This window comes from Paraburkholderia sp. EG287B (assembly GCF_040965595.1).
Taxonomy (GTDB): Bacteria; Pseudomonadota; Gammaproteobacteria; order Burkholderiales; family Burkholderiaceae; genus Paraburkholderia.
Genome location: NZ_JBFRCG010000002.1, coordinates 431,857 through 450,373, shown reverse-complemented (window position 1 = coordinate 450,373; position 18,517 = coordinate 431,857). Strand labels below are relative to the sequence as shown.

The window sequence follows — 18,517 nt, the reverse complement described above, 5'->3', positions numbered from 1 at the left end:
CGGGGCGCGCGCCGTTTTCAGGCGCGCGCGCCAGCGCTTAGCGCCGCTGCTCGCGTGCCGTGCTGCGCTGCGGCGGCATGAAGAAGTTGCGCATCCACGCGGCGAGGCGCGTGAACACATCGTCGGGCTCCTCGACGAAAATCTCGGGCTTGAGCAGGCGCAGATACTCCATGATCTGTTGCGCTTCCTGCTTCTGGAACACGCCATGCGTCACGCCGAGCCTCAGCAGCCCGCGCAGCTCGCCCAGACGCTCGCGCGCCGCACTGCCGCTCGCCTGTTCACAGCCGATCTTCGCTTCGTACACACGCTGACGCAACGACTCGGTGAGGCGCCACGCGGGCGTCTGCATCGACTCTTCGAGGGCCTGGATGTCCTGCACGCCCGACTTGATCTGTGCCGCCAGCGGATCGACCAGCGTGTCGTCGCCCTGGGCTTCGCTCACGATGGCCGCCGCCCAGTCGCGGCACTGCTTCGAGAGTTCGTCGGGCGTCCACTCGGGCCGCGACGCGAAGCCGAAACCGAATTCGCCTGCCTGACGCATCAGGATCGAGACGACCTCGGGGAATTCCTTGTCGAGCGTGCGCTTGGCCCACGCGTACTGGCCGCCTTGCAGGAGCCGCTGGACGGCGTGCTCCGTGAGCGGCGTCATGTTGTCGAGCAGCTTCGCGCGCAGGTAGTCCTCGAATTCCGGCGTGGCGAATTGCGGGTCGAGTTTGAGCGAGACGCGCAGGAACGCGTCGAAATCCTTGCGCAGCGACGCAAGCGTTTCGTCCTTCAGGTTAAGGGTGATATGCCCCATTGTGGTTGCCCCGGTGTAATCCTTGTCGCTTCTCGCGTGCTCTCGCCGTTCGAGCAGTGGCCTGCCAGAGCAGGCCCTGACGGGTTTAACGGCGCTCCGGGGTGAAACTTGAGCGTAAGGGACGACGCTTGCCTCTAGCGCAGGACAACGCCTTGCCAGAGGAAGAACACGCCGAGCCCGATCGCGATGGTGAGGAGCGGGCGCTTCGTGAGCGCGCTGACGGCGATCGCCGCGAGCGCGCCGACGAGCTGCGGGTTGCGCCAGGTCAGCTCGGCGCCCTGACCGTGGGGCGAGACCGCCATCGGCACGATGATCGCCGTGAGCACGGTGACGGGCACGAAGCCGAGCGCGGTGCGCACGAGCGGCGGGAATACCAGCCGGTCGCCGAGCACGAACACTGCAGTGCGAATGACCAGGGTGATGAGGGCCATGCCGAGAATCAGGACGACGTAGTTCATTGTCCGGCTCCTGCGGTGCGTTGGACGTTGGGGGACTTGCGGGAGGACTCGCTGCCGGCGCGGGCGCCGCGCGACGAACCTCGACGTGAGAGCACGACACCCACGACCACGCCCGCGAGCACGGCGCCGAGCAGCCCGAGCTTGTACGGCCAGCCCTGCCAGAAAAAGGCGAGCGCGCCCGCAGTCGCGGCGGCGGCGAGGTAGCGCAAGGCCACCAGCTGCGGCACGACGATGGCGATGAAGGTCGCGACCATCGCGAAGTCGAGGCCGAGCGACTGCAGACCCGGGAACGCCGCGCCAAACAGCAGGCCGGCCGCGGTCCAGAGTTGCCAGTTCAGGTACATCGACACGCCCGAGCCAAAGAAATGCCACGGCGAGACATCGTCGCCGGGCGCATGGCGGCGGAAATGCGCCCACGCGACGGCAAAGACCTCGTCGGTGAGCAGGCCGCCGAGCACGAGGCGCCAGCGCAGCGGCAGGTGCGAGACATAGGGCGCGAGCGTCGCGCTGTAGAGCACGTGCCGCAGGTTCACGATGAACGTGGTGGCGAGAATCACCGCGAAGCTCGCGTGCGAGGCGATCAGCCCGAGCGCGATGAACTGCGCGGAGCCGGCGAACACGGCGAGCGACATGAACTGGCCGTGCCAGAGCGAAAGCGGGCCCGAGGTGACGAGCGTGCCGAAGATCACGCCGAAGGGCGCGGCGCCGATCATCATGGGGATCATGTCGCGCGCGCCGGCGATGAATTCGGCAAGGCGGTTGGGATGCGTGGTCAAACTGTCCTCCTGATACATGGGGACAGCATAGCGGGCCGCCTTACGCGTGGCTTGTACGTTCTTGCGGCGGAACGCGGGCTGGCGCGTTCAGGACGACTGCCAGCGTCCCGGCGGCACGCCGAACATGCGCCGAAAGTGCCGCGTGAAATGGCTCTGGTCGGTGAAACCGCTCGCCGCGGCGACGTCGGCGACCGTGGCGCCTTCGCGCAGCGGAGCGAGGGCGCGTTGCAGGCGCAGCTGGGTGCGCCAGGCGTGCGGCGGCAGTCCGGTGGCCTGCGTGAAGAGCCGGGTGGCGTGAAACGGCGAGAGGCCGACCGCCTGGGCGAGATCGGCCACGCGCAGCGGCGTGGCGAGATCGGCGGCGAGGAGCGCCTTCATCGTTTCGACGCGCGGATCGTTCGGACCGTGCCTGAGCGCCGCCTCGCGCGTGCGGCCGTAGCGCGTGAGCAGCGTCGAGAGGGCGTCGAGCAGCGAGCTTTCCACGGCGAGGAGGTCGGCACACTGCGCCGAAGCGGGGGCGCAATGCGGTGCACCGGAAGGCGCGGGAAGTGCCGCCACGCCAGCCGGGCTGGCGCTCGTGCCCGATTCCGGGGTGGCCGTGGCGCGCCGCCAGTCGGCGTCGGCTTCCAGCAGCCGGTGGGCGCGCGAGAGCCGGTGCGCGAGATCGAGATCGTGGATCACCTCGGCGTCGAACCACGGCAGCGGCTGTGTGCGCCCGGCGATTTCGCCGGCGAGCTCATGCAGGAAGTCGATCGGCACGTACATCACCCGATAGCTCCAGCCTTCTTCGACGGCGCGTGAACCCGTATGCAGCTCCCCCGGATTGATCACCGGCACGCTGCCCGTCGCGGCGACATGCTGCGTGCCGCGATAGCGAAAGCATTCCGCGCCGCCCTCGATCACGGGGATCGTGTAGGCCTCGTGCCAGTGCGGCGCGAACGTATGTTGGTTGTATTCGGCCGTGACGAGATCCGCGCCGGGCAGAAGCGGCGTGCGCCAGTAGCGGGCGGAGTCTCGAAAACGGGAACCGGTCATGGTGAAGGATCCTGCACGGATCCCCAGTTTAGCGCAGCGGAATCGTCGTGCCCGCGGGCACCGGCACGGCCGTGACGCTGTTCTTGGCGCTGCCGCTCACCACGCGGTCGCTGTAGGTCAGATACACGAGCGCGTTGCGCTTCGCGTCGACCACGCGCACGACGTGCAGCGTCTTGAAGAGGAACGACATGCGCTCGTTGAAGACGTCGTCTTGCTGTTTGAGCGGACCTGCGAAGGAGATCGGCCCGACCTGCCGGCACGCGATCGATGCCTCGGTCGGATCTTCCGCAATGCCGAGCGTGCCCTTCACGCCGCCCGTGCGTGCGCGGGAGACGTAGCAGGTCACGCCTGGCACCTGCGGATCGTCGTAGGCCTCGACGACGACCTTGTCCGAGCCGGTCACGCGGAAGTTGGTGTTCACACTGCCGATCTGTTCGGCGTGGGCGGCGGCGCAGGCGACGAGGCTCGCGCAGGCGAGCAGCGGGCGCGCGAGGCAAGCGCAGAGGCGGGTGGATTTCATGCGGATTCCCGAAGATGACGAAGCGACATTATCGGGGAGGGTAGCGTGCGCCACGCGCGCAGCAAAAGAAAAAGGGGTTGCGTGCAACCACGCAACCCCTCGATATTTTGGCTCCCCGACCTGGGCTCGAACCAGGGACCTACGGATTAACAGTCCGGCGCTCTACCGACTGAGCTATCGGGGACCAGCAGTACAGCGACAACACTTTACGTCATAAAAAAGCCCGTTTTGCGTTGTGAACGCCAACGGGCTTTTGCGAATCTTGGCTCCCCGACCTGGGCTCGAACCAGGGACCTACGGATTAACAGTCCGGCGCTCTACCGACTGAGCTATCGGGGATCAACAAAAGCAGAGAACGAGATTCTATGGGGTCTGGCTGGGCCTGTCAATACCCTGTCGCGATCTGTTTAGGGCAATCCGCTGCGCGAGGGACCGTCCACATAAGCGACGGCGACGGGGAGACACCCCGAACAAGCGATTAGCGTGCAAGCAGCGCGAGCTTGTCCTTCACGTCCTTGAATTCGTCGGCTTCCGGCAGCGGGGCCTTGGTCTTGGTGATGCTCGGCCAGCCCTTCGCGAGGTCGGCGTTCAGCTCGATGAACGATTGCTGGTCGCCAGGCACGTCTTCCTCTGCGTAGATGGCGTTCACCGGGCACTCGGCAACGCACACGGCGCAGTCGATGCACTCGTCCGGGTCGATCGCGAGGAAGTTGGGACCTTCGCGAAAGCAGTCCACCGGGCACACATCGACGCAGTCGGTATAGCGGCACTTGATGCAGCTCTCGGTCACAACGTGAGTCATTCAGGCAGCTCCTGCAAGCTTTTTGTATCGGGGGATGGCGGTTCGCCAAAAGCGCTATTGTAACTGATGAGGAATTACCCCAACCACAGGCCCGCAACGGTCCTTAGATCGTTTCGTGATTAGTTTATATGCCGGGGTGATCCGCAACGTTTTACCCCTTGTGCGCGAGGGGCCGTGCCGGCGGGCACGCGGCGCGCGCAGGCATTCGGGTAACATGGACGCACCGCTGGCGCCTGCCGCCCGGAACCGCTGAGGGGCATCTGCCCGGCAGCGTGTCCGGATCCCGCTTCGCGGGCGCTATCCGATTGCAGTCCGGCTGGCCCATCATGATCATTACTTCGCTGCTCGATACCGATCTCTACAAATTCACCATGATGCAGGTGGTGCTGCATCATTTCCCCGCGGCCAATGTGGAATACCGTTTCCGCTGCCGCACGCCGAACGTCGATCTCGTGCCCTACGTGGACGAGATCCGCAGCGAGATCCAGAAGCTGTGCAGGCTGCGCTTCGCCGAGACCGAGCTCGAGTACCTGCGCAAGATGCGCTTCATCAAGAGCGACTTCATCGACTTTCTCGCGCTCTTTCACCTCAACGAAAAGTACATCTCAGTCACGCCGTCGCCCAAGGCCAATGGCGAGATCGACATCGCGATCAAGGGGCCGTGGCTGCACACGATCCTCTTCGAGATCCCGGTGCTCGCCATCGTCAACGAGGTGTACTTCCGCAACACGCAGCATCATCCGCAGTACGAGGAGGGGCGCGAGCGCCTGCGCCACAAGATCGAGCTGCTCGGCGCGAAGCCCGAATTCGCCGACTGCAAGATCGCCGACTACGGCACGCGCCGCCGCTTCTCGAAGCGCTGGCACGAGGAGGTGATCCTCACGCTCAAGGACGATCTCGGCGAGCAGTTCACGGGCACGAGCAACGTCTACTACGCGATGAAGCACAACCTCACGCCGCTCGGCACGATGGCGCACGAGTACCTGCAGGCGTGCCAGGCGCTCGGGCCGCGTCTGCGCGACTCGCAGATCTTCGGCTTCGAGATGTGGGCGAAGGAATACCGCGGCGACCTCGGCATCGCGCTCTCGGACGTCTACGGCATGCAGGCCTTTCTGCGCGACTTCGACATGTACTTCTGCAAGCTCTTCGACGGCGCGCGGCACGACTCGGGCGATCCGTTCGAGTGGGGCGAGCGCCTGCTCAAGCACTACGAGGACAACCGCTGCGATCCGCGCACGAAGACGATGATCTTCTCGGACGCGCTCGACATTCCCAAGGTGCTGCGCCTGTACGAGCGTTTCGGCGACCGCTGCCGCCTCGCGTTCGGCGTGGGCACGAACCTCACCAACGACCTGGGCTATCAGCCGTTGCAGATCGTCATCAAGATGGTCCGCTGCAACGGGCAGCCCGTCGCCAAGCTCTCCGATTCGCCGGGCAAGAACATGTGCGACGACAAGGCGTATCTCGCCTATCTGCGCCAGGTGTTCGGCATCGAGCAGCCCGTGGAGGAAGAGTGCGGGGGCAACCAGGCGTCTTGAACAACGCGCACGCTTGACCCGCAGATCGCAGGCGACGCCCCGGTATAATCGGCGCGTCGCCTTTCTTCATCTGACGAGGACGTTCATGGACACGACGGCCGCCCGCCGCAGCATACTCGCGCGCATTCGCGCGGCGCAGGGACGCGAGGCCACGCCCGCGGCGCACGAGCGGCAAGCCGTGGCCGAGTACCTCGCGCTTCATCCGGAGGGTCCGCGCCCGCCGCTCGAAGGCGATCTCGTCGCGCGCTTCGTTGGCGAGGCGCGCAAGATGTCGAGCACCGTCGACGAAGTCCAGCAGCTCGCCGACGTGCCCGCTGCCGCGCAACGCTATCTCGCCGAGCGTAGCCTGCCCATGCAGGCCGTCGCGTGGCAGACGCTCGACACGTTCGACTGGGCCGGCGCGGGACTCGCCGTGCAATACCGCAAGCCCGAAGATCGCGATCTCGTCGGCCTCACGGGCTGCTTCTGCGCCACGGCCGAGACCGGCACGCTGGTCCTGCTATCGAGCCCGCAGACGTGGGCCTCGGGCGCGCTGCTGCCCGAAACGCACATCGCCGTCGTGCCCGCTTCGCGCATCGTCGCGGGCCACGAGGACGCCTTCGCGCTGATGCGCGCCGAACGCGGCGAGCTGCCGCGCGCGGTCAACTTCGTTTCGGGGCCTTCGCGCACCGGCGACATCGAGCAGACCATCATCCTTGGCGCACACGGGCCGTATCGCGTGCATGTGATCGTCGTGCATGGCGTGTAAGGGCACTTCTTCGAGCGCTTGCGCGCTGACGCGCTTCGCCGCGCTGACACTCTTCAGCACGAACGCCCACGCGGCGGCCTTCGACGGCGCATCGCTCGGCGCCGCGTGGGCGCTGCCGTTCGCCGGCATGCTGCTGTCGATCGCGTTTTTCCCGATGTTCGCGGCCGCGTTCTGGCATCGCCACTTCGGCAAGATTTCGGCGGCCTGGGCGCTCGCGTTCCTGCTGCCGTTCGCGGCCACGCATGGTGTCGGCGTGACGTATCCGCTGTTCGTGCACGCCGTCGTCGACGAATATCTGCCCTTCATCGTGTTGCTCGGCGCGCTCTATACGATTGCGGGCGGCATCTGCGTCTACGGGAATCTGCACGGATCGCCGCGCATGAACACGGCGATCCTCGCGCTCGGCACCGTGCTCGCGAGCGTGATGGGCACGACGGGCGCGGCGATGCTGCTGATCCGCCCGCTCCTGCGCGCGAACGACAACCGCCGGCACAACGTGCACGTGGTCGTGTTCTTCATCTTTCTCGTCGCGAACGCGGGCGGCCTGCTCACGCCGCTCGGCGATCCGCCGCTGTTCCTCGGCTTTCTCAACGGCGTGGGATTCTTCTGGACTGCGCAGCATCTCGCGCTGCCGATGCTGTTCGTGTGCGGCGTGCTGCTCGCGGTGTTCTACGCGCTCGATAGCTGGTACTTCCGCCGCGCCGGGGAAGCGCGCGCCGCTGCGCTCGACCCGACGCCGGACACCGACGCGCTCTCCATCGGCGGCAAGGCAAATTTCGTGCTGCTCGCAGTGCTCGTCGCGCTCGTGCTGATGAGCGGCGTGTGGCGTCCCGGTATCGTTTTCGAGGTCGCGGGCGCGCACCTGCAGTTGCAGAATCTCGTGCGCGATGCGGGACTCGTTGCGCTCGCATTCATTTCGCTCGCATTCACGTCGAAAGCGGCGCGCGCCGACAACGGCTTCGAGTGGGCGCCGATCGTCGAGGTGGCCAAGCTGTTCGCGGGCATTTTCGTGACGATCACGCCGGTCATCGCGATGCTGCGCGCGGGCGAGGCGGGCGCATTCGCCGCGCTGATCCAGTTCGTGAACGACGCACCGGGCCGCCCCAACGAGGCGCTGTACTTCTGGGCGACGGGGCTCCTCTCGTCGTTTCTCGACAACGCGCCCACCTACCTCGTGTTCTTCAATCTCGCGGGCGGCGACGCCAACGCGCTCATGTCGGGCGGCGCGAAAACGCTCGCGGCGATCTCGGCGGGCGCGGTGTGGATGGGCGCGCTCACCTATATCGGCAACGCGCCGAACTTCATGGTGAAGGCGATCGCGCAGTCGCGCGGCGTGCGCATGCCAGGCTTCTTCGGCTATCTTGGCTGGTCGGGCGTGCTGCTCGCGCCGGTCTTTCTCGCGGCCACCTGGCTCTTTTTCGTCTAGCCGCAGGCGGCTTGCGAGCCGCTCGGCGAAAAGCGCGCGAGACTTCCCGGAGCGCCCCGTCACGCGCAACAATGACGGACATCGACTGAAGTGTGGAGAGCAACGATGCAAAAGATTCTCGTGGCGCGCCCGATCTTTCCCGACGTGATCGACCGGCTCAAGCAGTATTTCAACGTGGACTGGAACAACGGCGAGGCGCTTTCGCCCGAGGCGCTGCACCAGCGTCTCGCCGACAAGGACGGCGCGCTCACCGCGGGCGACCCGATCGGCGCCGCAACGCTCGCCGCCGCGCCGCGCCTGCGCGTGGTCTCGAACATGGCCGTGGGCTACAACAACTTCGACATGGCCGCCTTCAACGCGGCCAACGTGCTCGGCACCAACACGCCCGACGTGCTCAACGAAACCACGGCCGACTTCGGCTGGGCGCTGATGATGGCGGCTGCGCGCCGCGTGACGGAATCGGAGCACTTCCTGCGCGCGGGCAAGTGGGACAAGTGGTCGTTCGACGCGTTTCTCGGCTCGGACATTCATGGCGCCACGCTCGGCGTGATCGGCATGGGCCGTATCGGCCAGGCGCTCGCGCGCCGTGCGCGCGGCTTCAACATGCGCGTGGTGTATCACAACCGATCGCGCGTCGCGCCTGAGATCGAGCGCGAGCTGAACGCCGAATATCTGTCGAAGGAAGACCTGCTCAGGCAGGCCGACCACGTCGTGCTCGTGCTGCCGTACACGGCGCAGAACCATCACACGATCGGCGCCGCGGAACTCGCGCTGATGAAACCCACCGCCACGCTCACCAACATCGCGCGCGGCGGCATCGTCGACGACGCGGCGCTCGCGCACGCGCTGCGCACGCGTCAGATCGGGGCGGCGGGCCTCGACGTGTTCGAGGGCGAGCCGCGCGTGCATCCGGCGTTGCTCGAAGTGGAGAACGTCGTGCTCACGCCGCACATCGCGAGTGCGAGCGAAGCCACGCGCCGCGCCATGGCGAACCTCGCCGCCGACAACCTGATCGCCGCGCTCGGCGAGGGACCACGCGCCGGGCAGCCGCCCAATCCGATCAACCCCGCCGTGCTGGGGCAAGCGCGTAAATGAGTCCGCTCGCCGTCATGTCGCTGCCGCTCGTTGCGTTGGCGATCGCATTCGTCGTGACGCTCGTGGCGTTGCTGCGTGCGCGTCAAGGCCATGGCGATGGCGACGCCGAGGCCACGCTCGACGCGCTCGATCAACTGAGCGACCGCCTCGCCGCGTCGACCGACACCCAGGCTCGCGCGGCCGAGCGCATCGAGCGCGAGCTGCGCAACGAGATCGCGCGCACGGCGCAGAGCTCGCGCAGCGAGTTCGGCGGCGGCTTCGCACAGGTGCAGCAGGCGCTGGCGGCGCAGCTCGGCAGCATCGCGACCGTGCAGAACAGCCAGATCGACGGCTTCGCCCAGCAGCTCGCCAAACTCACGGCGGCCAATACGCAGCAGCTCGACGCCGTGCGCCAGAGCCTGCAACAGCAGGCGCAGCAGGCGCGCGACGAGCAGGGCGCCGCGCTGCGCCACTTCGGCTCGCTCCTCACGCAGCAGCTCGGGCAACTCACCGAAGTCAACGACCGCCGCTTCGCCGAAGTGCGCGCAACGCTCGAACAGCGCCTCAAAGACATCGAAGCGAACAACGCGGCGAAGCTCGAGGAAATGCGCCGCACGGTCGACGAGAAGCTGCACGCCACGCTCGAACAGCGGCTGGGCGAATCGTTCAAGCTCGTTTCCGACCGGCTGGAACAGGTGCATCGCGGGCTTGGCGAGATGCAGACGCTGGCCGCGGGCGTGGGCGACCTGAAGAAGGTGCTCACCAACGTGAAGACGCGCGGCACCTGGGGCGAAGTACAGCTCGAAGCGCTGCTCGAACAGATGCTTACGCCCGACCAGTACGCGAAGAACGTCGCGACGGTGCCGAAGAGCACGGAGCGCGTGGAATTCGCGATTCGCCTGCCCGGACGCGGCGTGGGCGGCGCGGAGCAGGGAGAGCCGGTCTGGCTGCCGATCGACGCCAAATTCCCGCGCGAAGACTACGAGCGGCTCATCGATGCGCAGGAGCGCGCGGACGTGCTCGCGATCGAGGAGGCCGGGCGCGCGCTCGAGCTGCGCATCCGCGCGGAGGCGCGCACCATCGCCGAGAAGTACGTCGCGCCGCCGCACACGACCGATTTCGCGCTGCTGTTCCTGCCAACCGAAGGCCTTTACGCCGAAATCCTGCGCCGCCCGGGCTTGACCGACGTCCTGCAGCGCGACTACCGCGTGAGCGTGGCGGGTCCGACCACGCTCACGGCGCTCCTCAACAGCCTGCAGATGGGTTTCCGCACGCTCGCGATCGAGCGCCGCTCGAGCGAGGTGTGGCAGGTGCTGGGCGCGGTGAAGACGGAGTTCGGCAAGTTCGGCGACGTGCTCGCGCGTACCAAGACGCAGCTCGAAACGGTCACGCGTTCCATCGAGGCGGCGGAGGTGCGCACGCGGGCGATGAACCGCAAGCTGCGCGACGTCGAGGCGCTGCCGGGCGAGGCCGCCGCGAATCTTCTCGGCGACGCGCTGCGCAATGGCAATGGCGACGCAGAAAGCGAAGCGGGCTTCGGCGACGAGTGAGCGCAACCCGCGCGCCAAAAGCAAACGGGCCGCATGATCCAGGCGGCCCGTTTGCATTCGGGCGTGTGCGGTGCGTTGGCTTACCCGATCATCGTTTCGCCGGGCGCGGCGAGCTTTTCGAGCGCATCGCCGGTCATGCGCACGACGCGCCAGTCGGGCAGCACGGTCGCGCCGAGCTTTTCATAGAAGCCGATGGCCGGCGTGTTCCAGTCGAGCACGGTCCACTCGAAGCGGGCGCAGCCGCGCTCGACGGCGATCGCCGCGAGCGCGCGCAGCATCGCCGTGCCGAGGCCGGTGCCGCGCTGCGACGGCTGCACGTAGAGGTCTTCGAGATAAAGGCCGCGGCGGCTCAGGAACGTCGAGTAGTTGTGGAAGAAGAGCGCATAGCCGACGATGCGGCCGGCGTCTTCCGCCACCAGCGCTTCCGCGGCGGGACGCGTGCCGAACAGGGCGTCGGCGAGGCCGTCGGCCGTGCCCGTGAACAGATGCGTGAGCTTCTCGAACTCCGCGAGCTCGTACATCAGCGCGTGCATCGCGCCGACGTCGGCGGGCGTGGCGGCGCGGATCGTCGCGGCCATTACGCTTCCTCGGGCACGTCGGACAGATGGATCTCGATGCCGCCGAAGCGCGAGGCCACCCAGTTGTAGGCGTGGCAGGCGATCCACAGCAGGATGAAGCCGACGATCGCGTTGAGCAGCAGCGCGCTGAAGATGGTCGAGAGTTCGACCGCGCCATAGCGCACGAACGCCACGAGCACGCCGAGCAGCACGATCGGCACGCTGAAGGTCAGGTACACGAGGATGAGCGCCTTGGCGGTCTGGCCCGCAGCGATGAACGAGATCTGTTTTTTCATAGTAGTCGGTCCGTTATGCAGGTGTGGACGTGTGGTTGGTTTTGACGGCCTCTCGGGCGCCGCCGCGCTAGACGAGTCCATCGAACAGCATGATGTCGACCGCGTCGCCGGCATCGAGATCGCCGGCTTCATGGGCGAGCACGATGAAGCAGTTCGCCTCGCTCATCGTGCTGAGCGCGCCCGAGCTTTGCGAGCCGGTCGGCGCGACGCGCCACTGGCCGCCGGCCTCGCGGCGCGCGAGGCCGCGCTGGAATTCGGTGCGGCCCGCGCGCTTTTTGATCGGCTGATCGCTCAATGCCGGCACGAGCGGGACGGGCTGCGCTTGCGCGCCCGCCATCGCCATGAGCGCGGGGCGCACGATCTGGTAGAACGAGACCATCGTCGCGACCGGGTTGCCGGGCAGCCCGAACAGGAGCGCTGCGCGGCCCGCGCCCGGGCGTCCGCCCGACCAGATGCGGCCGAACGCAAGCGGGCGGCCGGGGCGCATGGCGAGGCCCCAGAACGAGACGTCGCCGAGCGTTTGCAACTGGGTGCGCGTGAAATCGGCTTCGCCGACCGAGACGCCGCCGGAGGTTAGCACGACATCGGCGGTTTCGGCAGCGAGTTTCAGCGTGGCGGCGAGCGCCGCGGGGTCGTCGCGCACGACGCCCAGGTCGATCGCCTCGACGTTCAGGCGCTGGAGCATCGCGCCGAGCGCGTAACGGTTGCTGTCGTAGATGCAGCCCGGCTCGAGCGGCTCGCCCGGCGAGCGCAGTTCGTCGCCGGTCGAGAAGTAGGCCACGCGCAGGCGCTGCTTCACGTGCGCCTCGACGAGGCCGAGCGAGGCCAGCAAGCCGATGTCCGACGCGCGCAGCACGCGGCCGGCCGCGAGCGCCACGCCGCCGCGCGCGAGGTCCTCGCCTTTGCGGCGGGCGTTCGCGCCGCGCTTGACGACGTTGGCTTCGAAAACGATGGCTTCGCCCTGCGCCGACACCTGCTCTTGCGGCACGACGGTGTCGCAGCCCGCGGGCATCGGCGCGCCGGTCATGATGCGCACGCTTGCGCCGGCGGCAACGTCGCCCGCGTAGGCGTGACCGGCGAAGGCCTTGCCGCACACGGCGAGCGAGAGGCCGCCGGAGATGTCGGCCAGGGCCGCGCCATCGAACGCGTAGCCGTCCATCGCGGCGTTGTCGTGCGCGGGAACGTCGATGGGCGAAATCACGTCTTCGGCCAGCACACGCGCGAGCGCTTCACGCAGCGGCACGCGTTCGCTCGCCGCAAGCGGCGTCGCCCACTGCAGCACGATGGCCTGCGCGGCGCTGACGGGCAAAGCTTGCGGATCGTACTGGCTGATGCACCCGGCTTGGCCGGTGGGATGGTTAGGCGTGGTCATCGAGTGAGGAAGCGTCGCATCCGCACGGCGTGTGCGGCGATCGTCCAGGCGGGCGTGCCGGCCGTGTGCCGGGGACGGCGGCTGGCCGGGCGCCGCCCGATTGCAATTCAGGCGCGTTCGAGTTCGGCCAGTTCCTGTAAGGAATTGATATTGTAAAACGCACGTTCGTCGGCAAAGGCGACTTCGGCGGCCGTGTGGCGCGCGTACCACGCACGCACCTTGCGCTCGCCGGCGCCGAGGAAGGCGGCGAGGTCGTCGGCGAGCGAGGTGCGTACGAGCGCGAATACGGGATGCAGCGAGACCTCGCCGTCGGCGTTCCTCGTGGTCGCGGTCACGATGTCGGCGCGCTCCGCGAGCGCGGCGTGGCCGAGGTGCCCGGCGAGATCGGCCGGCAGCCAGGGCGAGTCGCATGGCGCCGCAAGGAGCCATTCGGTGTGCGCCGCGCGCAGTCCGGCGAGGAGCCCCGCGAGCGGGCCGGGGAAGTCGGGCAGCGGATCGGCGAGCACGCTCGCCCGCCATGGCGCGCCGAGTGCCGCATAAGCGTCGCGGTTGCGGTTCGCGCTGATCGAGAGGGCGCCGACCTGCGGCGCGAGGCGCGCGAGCACGAGCGCGGCAAGCGGTTTGCCGTGCAGCATCTGCAAGCCCTTGTCCGCGCCGCCCATGCGCTGGCCGCGGCCGCCCGCGAGCACGAGGCCCGTGATCGATGCGGTGGAAATGGCGTTGGCGCTCATCGGCGTCATGGGCTGCTCAGCCGCCGATATAGGACATTTCGATGCGGCGCTCGTCGGAGGCCGCCGGCGCCTGCGCGCTGCCCCGCAACTGCGAATAGCGGTCGGCGCGGCCTTCCCATACCTGGGCGATGGCGCCGGAGATCGCCGTGTCGGTGGCGCCGTTGCGCAACAGCGCGCGCAGGTCGTAACCCATCGAGGCGAACAGGCACAGGTACAACTTGCCTTCGGTCGAAAGGCGTGCGCGCGTGCAGTCGCCGCAGAACGCGCGCGTCACGCTGGAGATCGCGCCGATCTCGCCCGCGCCGTCCGCGTAGCCCCAGCGTTGCGCCGTTTCGGCAGCGTTGTGGGGCTCCAGCGGCACGAGCGGCCAGTGCTCGGCAATGCGCGCGACGACTTCCGCCGACGGCAGCACTTCGGCCATGTTCCAGCCATTCGAGGTGCCCACGTCCATGTACTCGATGAAGCGCAGCGTCACATCCGTGCCGCGGAAATGCCGTGCAAGCGGCACGATCTCGCCGTCATTCGTGCCGCGCTTGACGACCATGTTGACCTTGATCGGCGCGAGACCCACGGCTTGCGCCGCCGCAATGCCGTCGAGCACGTCGGCCACCGCGAAGTCGGCGTCGTTCATCTGGCGAAAGAGGGCGTCGTCGAGGGCGTCGAGGCTCACCGTCACACGCGTGAGGCCCGCGTCGCGCAGAGCGCGCGCCTTGCGGGCCAGCAGCGAGCCATTGGTGGTGAGCGTAATGTCGAGCGGCTCGCCTTCGGGCGTGCGCAGCGCGGCAAGGCGCTCGATCAGGAATTCGATGTTCTTGCGCAGCAGCGGCTCACCACCCGTGAGGCGGATCTTGGTGACGCCATGCGCGACGAAAAGCCGCGCGAGCCGCTCGATTTCTTCGAGCGACAGCAGCGCGGAATGGGGCAAAAACGGGTAGTCCTTGTCGAACACGGCGCGCGGCATGCAGTACACGCAACGGAAATTGCAGCGGTCCGTGACCGAGATGCGGAGGTCGCGCAGGGGTCTGGCGAGCGCGTCGAAGACCGCGCCGGACGGCGCGCGCACAGTTCCCGCGGCCGGCCTGGGCAGTTCGGGCGGCAGCGATCGAACGTCGGCAACAGGGATGATGCGTCGTGTCATGGTCTCTTCGTTCTCGCGTTGCCTCAATTTTAGCCGAACCAGCACCGGCCTACAGACAAGGGAGAACGCTGATATATCAAAAAAAGCCCGCCGGGAGGGGCGGGCTTTTCGGGGGCGCCGGGCTCGGGGCCCGGCGCGCGGCCAGTTGCGCTTGCCGTGCTTACGGCTGGCGCGTGGTTTCGACCTGCTGCATCGGCGTGCTGTCGACCGGCGGCAGCGGTTTGCGCTCGCGCGGCGTGCGCGCGGGCTTCACCAGTTGCGCAGCGGCTTGCTGCGCGGCGCGCAGCTTGTCGGCGTCGGTATTGACCCAGACGAGACCCGCCGATTCCAGCATCGGGCGCAGCGTGTCTGCGGTGGCCGAGGGCGCGGGGGCCGCCATTGCCACCGGAGCCGGATGCGGTGCGACCGGCTCGGTGATCGCGACGACCGCCGGAGCGGCGGCTGCCGCTTCCTGCGCCGGCTCCGGTTGAGCGACGGGTGCTTGCGCCGGCTCTTCGGTCCGCGGCGCTTCGACGCGGTCTTCGCGCACGACAGGCAGCGTTTCGGCCTGAACCGGCTCAACCGGGGCCTCCGGTGCGACCGGTTCGTCCGCTGCGGCGGGCGCCACAGGCGCGACAGGTGCGGCAGGTGCCACGGGTTCCTCGGCCTTCGGCTCGACCGCGTGTGCGGTTTCGACGCTCACCGGTGCGGCTTCGGCGGGTGCCGGAGCTTGCTCGGCCGGAGCCTGAGCTTGCTCTGCGGCGGGTGCGACGGTTTCAACCGGCGTCGTCGTCACGGCAGCGGCAGGCACGTGCCCGGCTTCGGCGACGACGGCTGCGGCCGGCAGAGCGGTCACGACGGTCTCGACAGCAGCCTCGGTACGCGCTTCCGCGGCCGATGCTTCATGCACTTGCGCAGCAACGGCAGGCTGCTCGATCGCCGGTTGGGCGGGTGCGGCTTGCTCTTCGCCTTCCGGTGCATCCGCACCCGGCGTCAGGCCTGCTGCATCCGTCTCGCGCTCGCGGCGACCGCCACGGCGGCCGCGGCGGCGGCGGCGGCGTTCTTCGCCTTCACGCGGTCCGCCTTCTTCGTCGGCACCGGCGCTCACGCCTTCGGGCAGGTCTTCCGTCTGCGGCGCTTCGACGCCTTCGGCGTCTGCCGATGCGGCGTCGAGACGCGCTTCCTGGGCTTCAGCGGCCTCGGCTTGCTGACGGCGACGCGATTCACCGCGCTCGCCACGTTCACCACGCTCGCGGCGCTCGCCACGTTCCTGGCGCTCGCCGCGTGCGGCGCCGGCTTCCGCCGTCACATCGCTACGCTCCTGACCGCGCTCGACGCGTTCGATGCGCTGCTCGCGCTCGGCACGTGCTTCGCGGGTTTCACGCGGCTCACGCTGCTCGCGCGGTTCGCGTTGTTCGCGGGCACCACGGCCTTCGCGTGCTTCACGCGATTCGCGCGGCTCGCGTGCCTCACGCGGTTCACGCTGTTCGCGCGGCTCGCGTTCCTCACGGCGGCCGGCCGGCTGGCCGGTACGGGCGCCGCCTGCGCTTTCGCCACGGCCTGCCGCGTCGCGGCCGCCGGAACGGCGATTGCGGTTGCGGTCGGCGCCGGTCTTCTCACCGCGCTCGGTACGCGCTTCGCGGGTCGGACGGGCGGTCTTTTCGGGTTGCGCGACCGGTGCCGGCGCGGGCGCCGCAGCCGGTGCGCCGCCGAAGAGACGCTTGACCCAGCCAAAGAAGCCGCCGCCCGCGGGCGTGACAGCCAGTTGTGCCGCGACGGGCGCGGTTTCGGCCGGCTTGACCGGCGCGCTCGGCGCCGGACGCTCCGGCGTGATGCCCTTCACCGCGGCTTCCTGCTTGGGCTTGGCTTCGGCGGTGCGCTTGCTGTAGCCGGTTTCCGACTCGAGTTCGCGAGCCGCTTCCTCGGCCATCTTCCACGAGGCGCGCGGGTCGTCGAGGCGCGCATCGTCGTGACGCAGGCGCTCGAGCTTGTAGTGCGGCGTTTCGAGGTGCTTGTTCGGGATCAGCACGACCGCGACCTTGAAGCGCGACTCGATCTTGTTGATTTCCGAGCGCTTTTCGTTGAGCAGGAAGGCGGTCACTTCGACCGGCACCTGGCAATGAATTGCCGCGGTGTTTTCCTTCATCGCCTCTTCCTGGATGATGCGCAGGACCTGAAGCGCCGACGATTCCGTATCGCGGATATGACCCGTGCCGTTACAGCGCGGGCAGGTCACGTGGCTGCCTTCCGAGAGGGCGGGGCGCAGACGCTGGCGCGACAGTTCCATCAGGCCGAAGCGCGAGATCTTGCCCATCTGCACGCGGGCGCGGTCGTGGCGCAGCGCGTCTTTCAGGCGCTGCTCGACTTCGCGCTGGCTCTTGGCCGACTCCATGTCGATGAAGTCGATCACGATCAGGCCGCCCAGGTCGCGCAGACGCAGTTGGCGCGCCACTTCGTCGGCGGCTTCGAGGTTGGTGCGCGCGGCGGTTTCCTCGATGTCGGCGCCCTTGGTGGCGCGCGCCGAGTTCACGTCGATGGCGACCAGCGCTTCGGTGTGGTCGATCACGATCGCGCCGCCCGAGGGCAGCGGTACCGTGCGCGAATACGCCGTCTCGATCTGGTGCTCGATCTGGAAACGCGAGAAAAGCGGCACGTCGTCGTGATACCGCTTCACCTTATTGACATTGTCCGGCATCACGATATCCATGAAGGCGCGCGCCTGGTCATAGATCTCGGTGGTGTCGATGAGGATTTCGCCGATGTCGGGCTGGAAGTAGTCGCGGATCGCGCGAATGACGAGGCTCGATTCCAGGTAGATCAGCATGGGCTGACCGGACTGGCCGGCCTGCGACGCGGCTTCGATGGCGCGCCACAGTTGCAGCAGGTAGTTCAGGTCCCACTGGAGCTCTTCGGCGGAGCGGCCGATGCCGGCCGTGCGCGCGATGATGCTCATGCCGTCCGGCAGTTGCAGCTGCGCCATGGTTTCGCGCAGTTCCTGACGGTCGTCGCCCTCGATGCGGCGCGAGACGCCGCCGCCGCGCGGGTTGTTCGGCATGAGGACGAGGTAGCGGCCGGCGAGCGAGATGAACGTGGTGAGGGCGGCGCCCTTGTTGCCGCGCTCTTCCTTCTCGACCTGGACGATCAGCTCCTGGCCTTCCTTGAGGGCGTCCTGAATGCGCGCGCCGCGCATGTCGATGCCTTCGCGGAAGTACTGGCGGGCGACTTCCTTGAACGGCAGGAAGCCGTGGCGGTCTTCGCCGTAGTTGACGAAACACGCCTCGAGCGAAGGCTCGATACGGGTGACGATCCCCTTGTAGATGTTGCCTTTGCGCTGTTCGCGCCCGGCGGTTTCGATGTCGATGTCGATGAGCTTCTGTCCATCGACGATGGCGACACGCAGTTCTTCCTGCTGTGTCGCGTTGAACAGCATTCGTTTCATTGAACGACTCCAGTGCGTTCGCGCGCGAGCCGCACGGTGCGCGGCGACGACGCCAGGCAGCACGGTGCGGGCAGCGGCGAGCCGCGCCTTATTGTGTTGTCACAAGCACGCTGGAGCGGGAACGATGGCGGGGAGAATTGCCTTTTATGGGCGCCGGTCCGGCGTTGCGTTGCCGTGGACGGGGCCGCGTGGGCACATGCGAAATACGTCTTCAAGAAGCGAAGAGACATGCCGCGGGTTCGCGACGGCAGCGTTTTCCTGCGCTTCCAATCCACCTGG

The 18,517-nt window shown here is 67.8% G+C and carries 17 protein-coding genes and 2 tRNA genes; 5 read left to right on the top strand and 14 right to left on the bottom strand.

All coding sequences use genetic code 11. From position 1 onward, the window contains the following. Nucleotides 1-37: 37 nt before the first annotated feature. The 8 genes from AB4Y40_RS04795 to fdxA form a co-directional block, all read right to left on the bottom strand. On the bottom strand, nt 38-799 hold the full coding sequence (locus AB4Y40_RS04795) for a DUF4088 family protein (RefSeq protein ID WP_254354957.1): 762 nt from the start codon (nt 797-799) through the stop codon (nt 38-40). Nucleotides 800-933: 134 nt separating this feature from the next. Further along, nucleotides 934-1,257 (bottom strand): AzlD domain-containing protein, encoded by a 324-nt coding sequence (locus tag AB4Y40_RS04790; protein WP_368686634.1) that lies wholly within the window; start codon nt 1,255-1,257, stop codon nt 934-936. Further along, nucleotides 1,254-1,982, bottom strand: coding sequence for an AzlC family ABC transporter permease (locus tag AB4Y40_RS04785; protein WP_368686727.1), 729 nt, complete (start codon nt 1,980-1,982; stop codon nt 1,254-1,256). The genes AB4Y40_RS04790 and AB4Y40_RS04785 overlap by 4 nt, the downstream gene beginning before the upstream one ends. A gap of 138 nt (nt 1,983-2,120) precedes the next feature. Next, entirely contained in the window at nt 2,121-3,068 is a 948-nt protein-coding gene (locus AB4Y40_RS04780) for an AraC family transcriptional regulator (protein ID WP_368686633.1), read from the bottom strand. Nucleotides 3,069-3,096: 28 nt separating this feature from the next. Further along, on the bottom strand, nt 3,097-3,588 hold the full coding sequence (locus AB4Y40_RS04775; protein ID WP_342945431.1) for a CreA family protein: 492 nt from the start codon (nt 3,586-3,588) through the stop codon (nt 3,097-3,099). 108 nt (nt 3,589-3,696) lie between these two features. Next, nucleotides 3,697-3,772 (bottom strand) — tRNA-Asn (locus AB4Y40_RS04770). 79 nt (nt 3,773-3,851) lie between these two features. Continuing rightward, a tRNA-Asn gene (locus tag AB4Y40_RS04765) sits at nt 3,852-3,927 on the bottom strand. A 139-nt stretch (nt 3,928-4,066) separates the two neighbouring features. Next, the gene (gene fdxA / locus AB4Y40_RS04760) at nt 4,067-4,390 is read right to left on the bottom strand and encodes a ferredoxin FdxA (RefSeq protein ID WP_028206706.1); all 324 of its coding nucleotides are present in this window, start codon (nt 4,388-4,390) and stop codon (nt 4,067-4,069) included. 326 nt (nt 4,391-4,716) lie between these two features. Between fdxA and pncB the strand changes: the two genes are divergently transcribed. The 5 genes from pncB (at nt 4,717) to AB4Y40_RS04735 (ending at nt 10,726) form a co-directional block, all read left to right on the top strand. Then, a complete protein-coding gene (pncB, locus tag AB4Y40_RS04755) occupies nt 4,717-5,928 on the top strand; it encodes a nicotinate phosphoribosyltransferase (protein ID WP_368686632.1) in 1,212 nt (403 codons plus the stop codon). 85 nt (nt 5,929-6,013) lie between these two features. Beyond that, on the top strand, nt 6,014-6,676 hold the full coding sequence (locus AB4Y40_RS04750) for a lactate utilization protein C (protein WP_368686631.1): 663 nt from the start codon (nt 6,014-6,016) through the stop codon (nt 6,674-6,676). Continuing rightward, the gene (locus AB4Y40_RS04745; protein WP_368686630.1) at nt 6,666-8,102 is read left to right on the top strand and encodes a sodium:proton antiporter; all 1,437 of its coding nucleotides are present in this window, start codon (nt 6,666-6,668) and stop codon (nt 8,100-8,102) included. The genes AB4Y40_RS04750 and AB4Y40_RS04745 overlap by 11 nt, the downstream gene beginning before the upstream one ends. 105 nt (nt 8,103-8,207) lie before the next feature. Beyond that, nucleotides 8,208-9,197, top strand: a complete 990-nt coding sequence (locus tag AB4Y40_RS04740; RefSeq protein WP_368686629.1) for a 2-hydroxyacid dehydrogenase — start codon at nt 8,208-8,210, stop codon at nt 9,195-9,197. Further along, complete coding sequence (locus AB4Y40_RS04735) at nt 9,194-10,726, top strand: DNA recombination protein RmuC (RefSeq protein ID WP_368686628.1); 1,533 nt, start codon at nt 9,194-9,196, stop codon at nt 10,724-10,726. Before AB4Y40_RS04740 ends, AB4Y40_RS04735 begins: the two co-directional genes overlap by 4 nt. Nucleotides 10,727-10,806: 80 nt before the next feature. Here the strand turns inward: AB4Y40_RS04735 and AB4Y40_RS04730 are convergent, their stop codons facing one another. The 6 genes from AB4Y40_RS04730 to AB4Y40_RS04705 form a co-directional block, all read right to left on the bottom strand. Beyond that, nucleotides 10,807-11,304: an N-acetyltransferase family protein gene (locus tag AB4Y40_RS04730; protein ID WP_368686627.1), complete on the bottom strand. Its 498-nt coding sequence runs from the start codon at nt 11,302-11,304 to the stop codon at nt 10,807-10,809. Beyond that, nucleotides 11,304-11,579 carry a hypothetical protein gene (locus tag AB4Y40_RS04725; protein WP_028206699.1) on the bottom strand — a complete coding sequence of 92 codons (276 nt, stop codon included), beginning with the start codon at nt 11,577-11,579 and terminating at the stop codon, nt 11,304-11,306. The genes AB4Y40_RS04730 and AB4Y40_RS04725 overlap by 1 nt, the downstream gene beginning before the upstream one ends. A gap of 67 nt (nt 11,580-11,646) precedes the next feature. Beyond that, a complete protein-coding gene (glp, locus tag AB4Y40_RS04720; protein ID WP_368686626.1) occupies nt 11,647-12,951 on the bottom strand; it encodes a gephyrin-like molybdotransferase Glp in 1,305 nt (434 codons plus the stop codon). A gap of 107 nt (nt 12,952-13,058) precedes the next feature. Further along, on the bottom strand, nt 13,059-13,682 hold the full coding sequence (gene mobA, locus AB4Y40_RS04715) for a molybdenum cofactor guanylyltransferase MobA (protein WP_368686726.1): 624 nt from the start codon (nt 13,680-13,682) through the stop codon (nt 13,059-13,061). Nucleotides 13,683-13,698: 16 nt separating this feature from the next. Continuing rightward, nucleotides 13,699-14,820 (bottom strand): GTP 3',8-cyclase MoaA, encoded by a 1,122-nt coding sequence (gene moaA, locus AB4Y40_RS04710; RefSeq protein WP_368686625.1) that lies wholly within the window; start codon nt 14,818-14,820, stop codon nt 13,699-13,701. A 160-nt stretch (nt 14,821-14,980) separates the two neighbouring features. Further along, on the bottom strand, nt 14,981-18,238 hold the full coding sequence (locus AB4Y40_RS04705; protein ID WP_368686624.1) for an Rne/Rng family ribonuclease: 3,258 nt from the start codon (nt 18,236-18,238) through the stop codon (nt 14,981-14,983). Nucleotides 18,239-18,517: the final 279 nt, after the last annotated feature.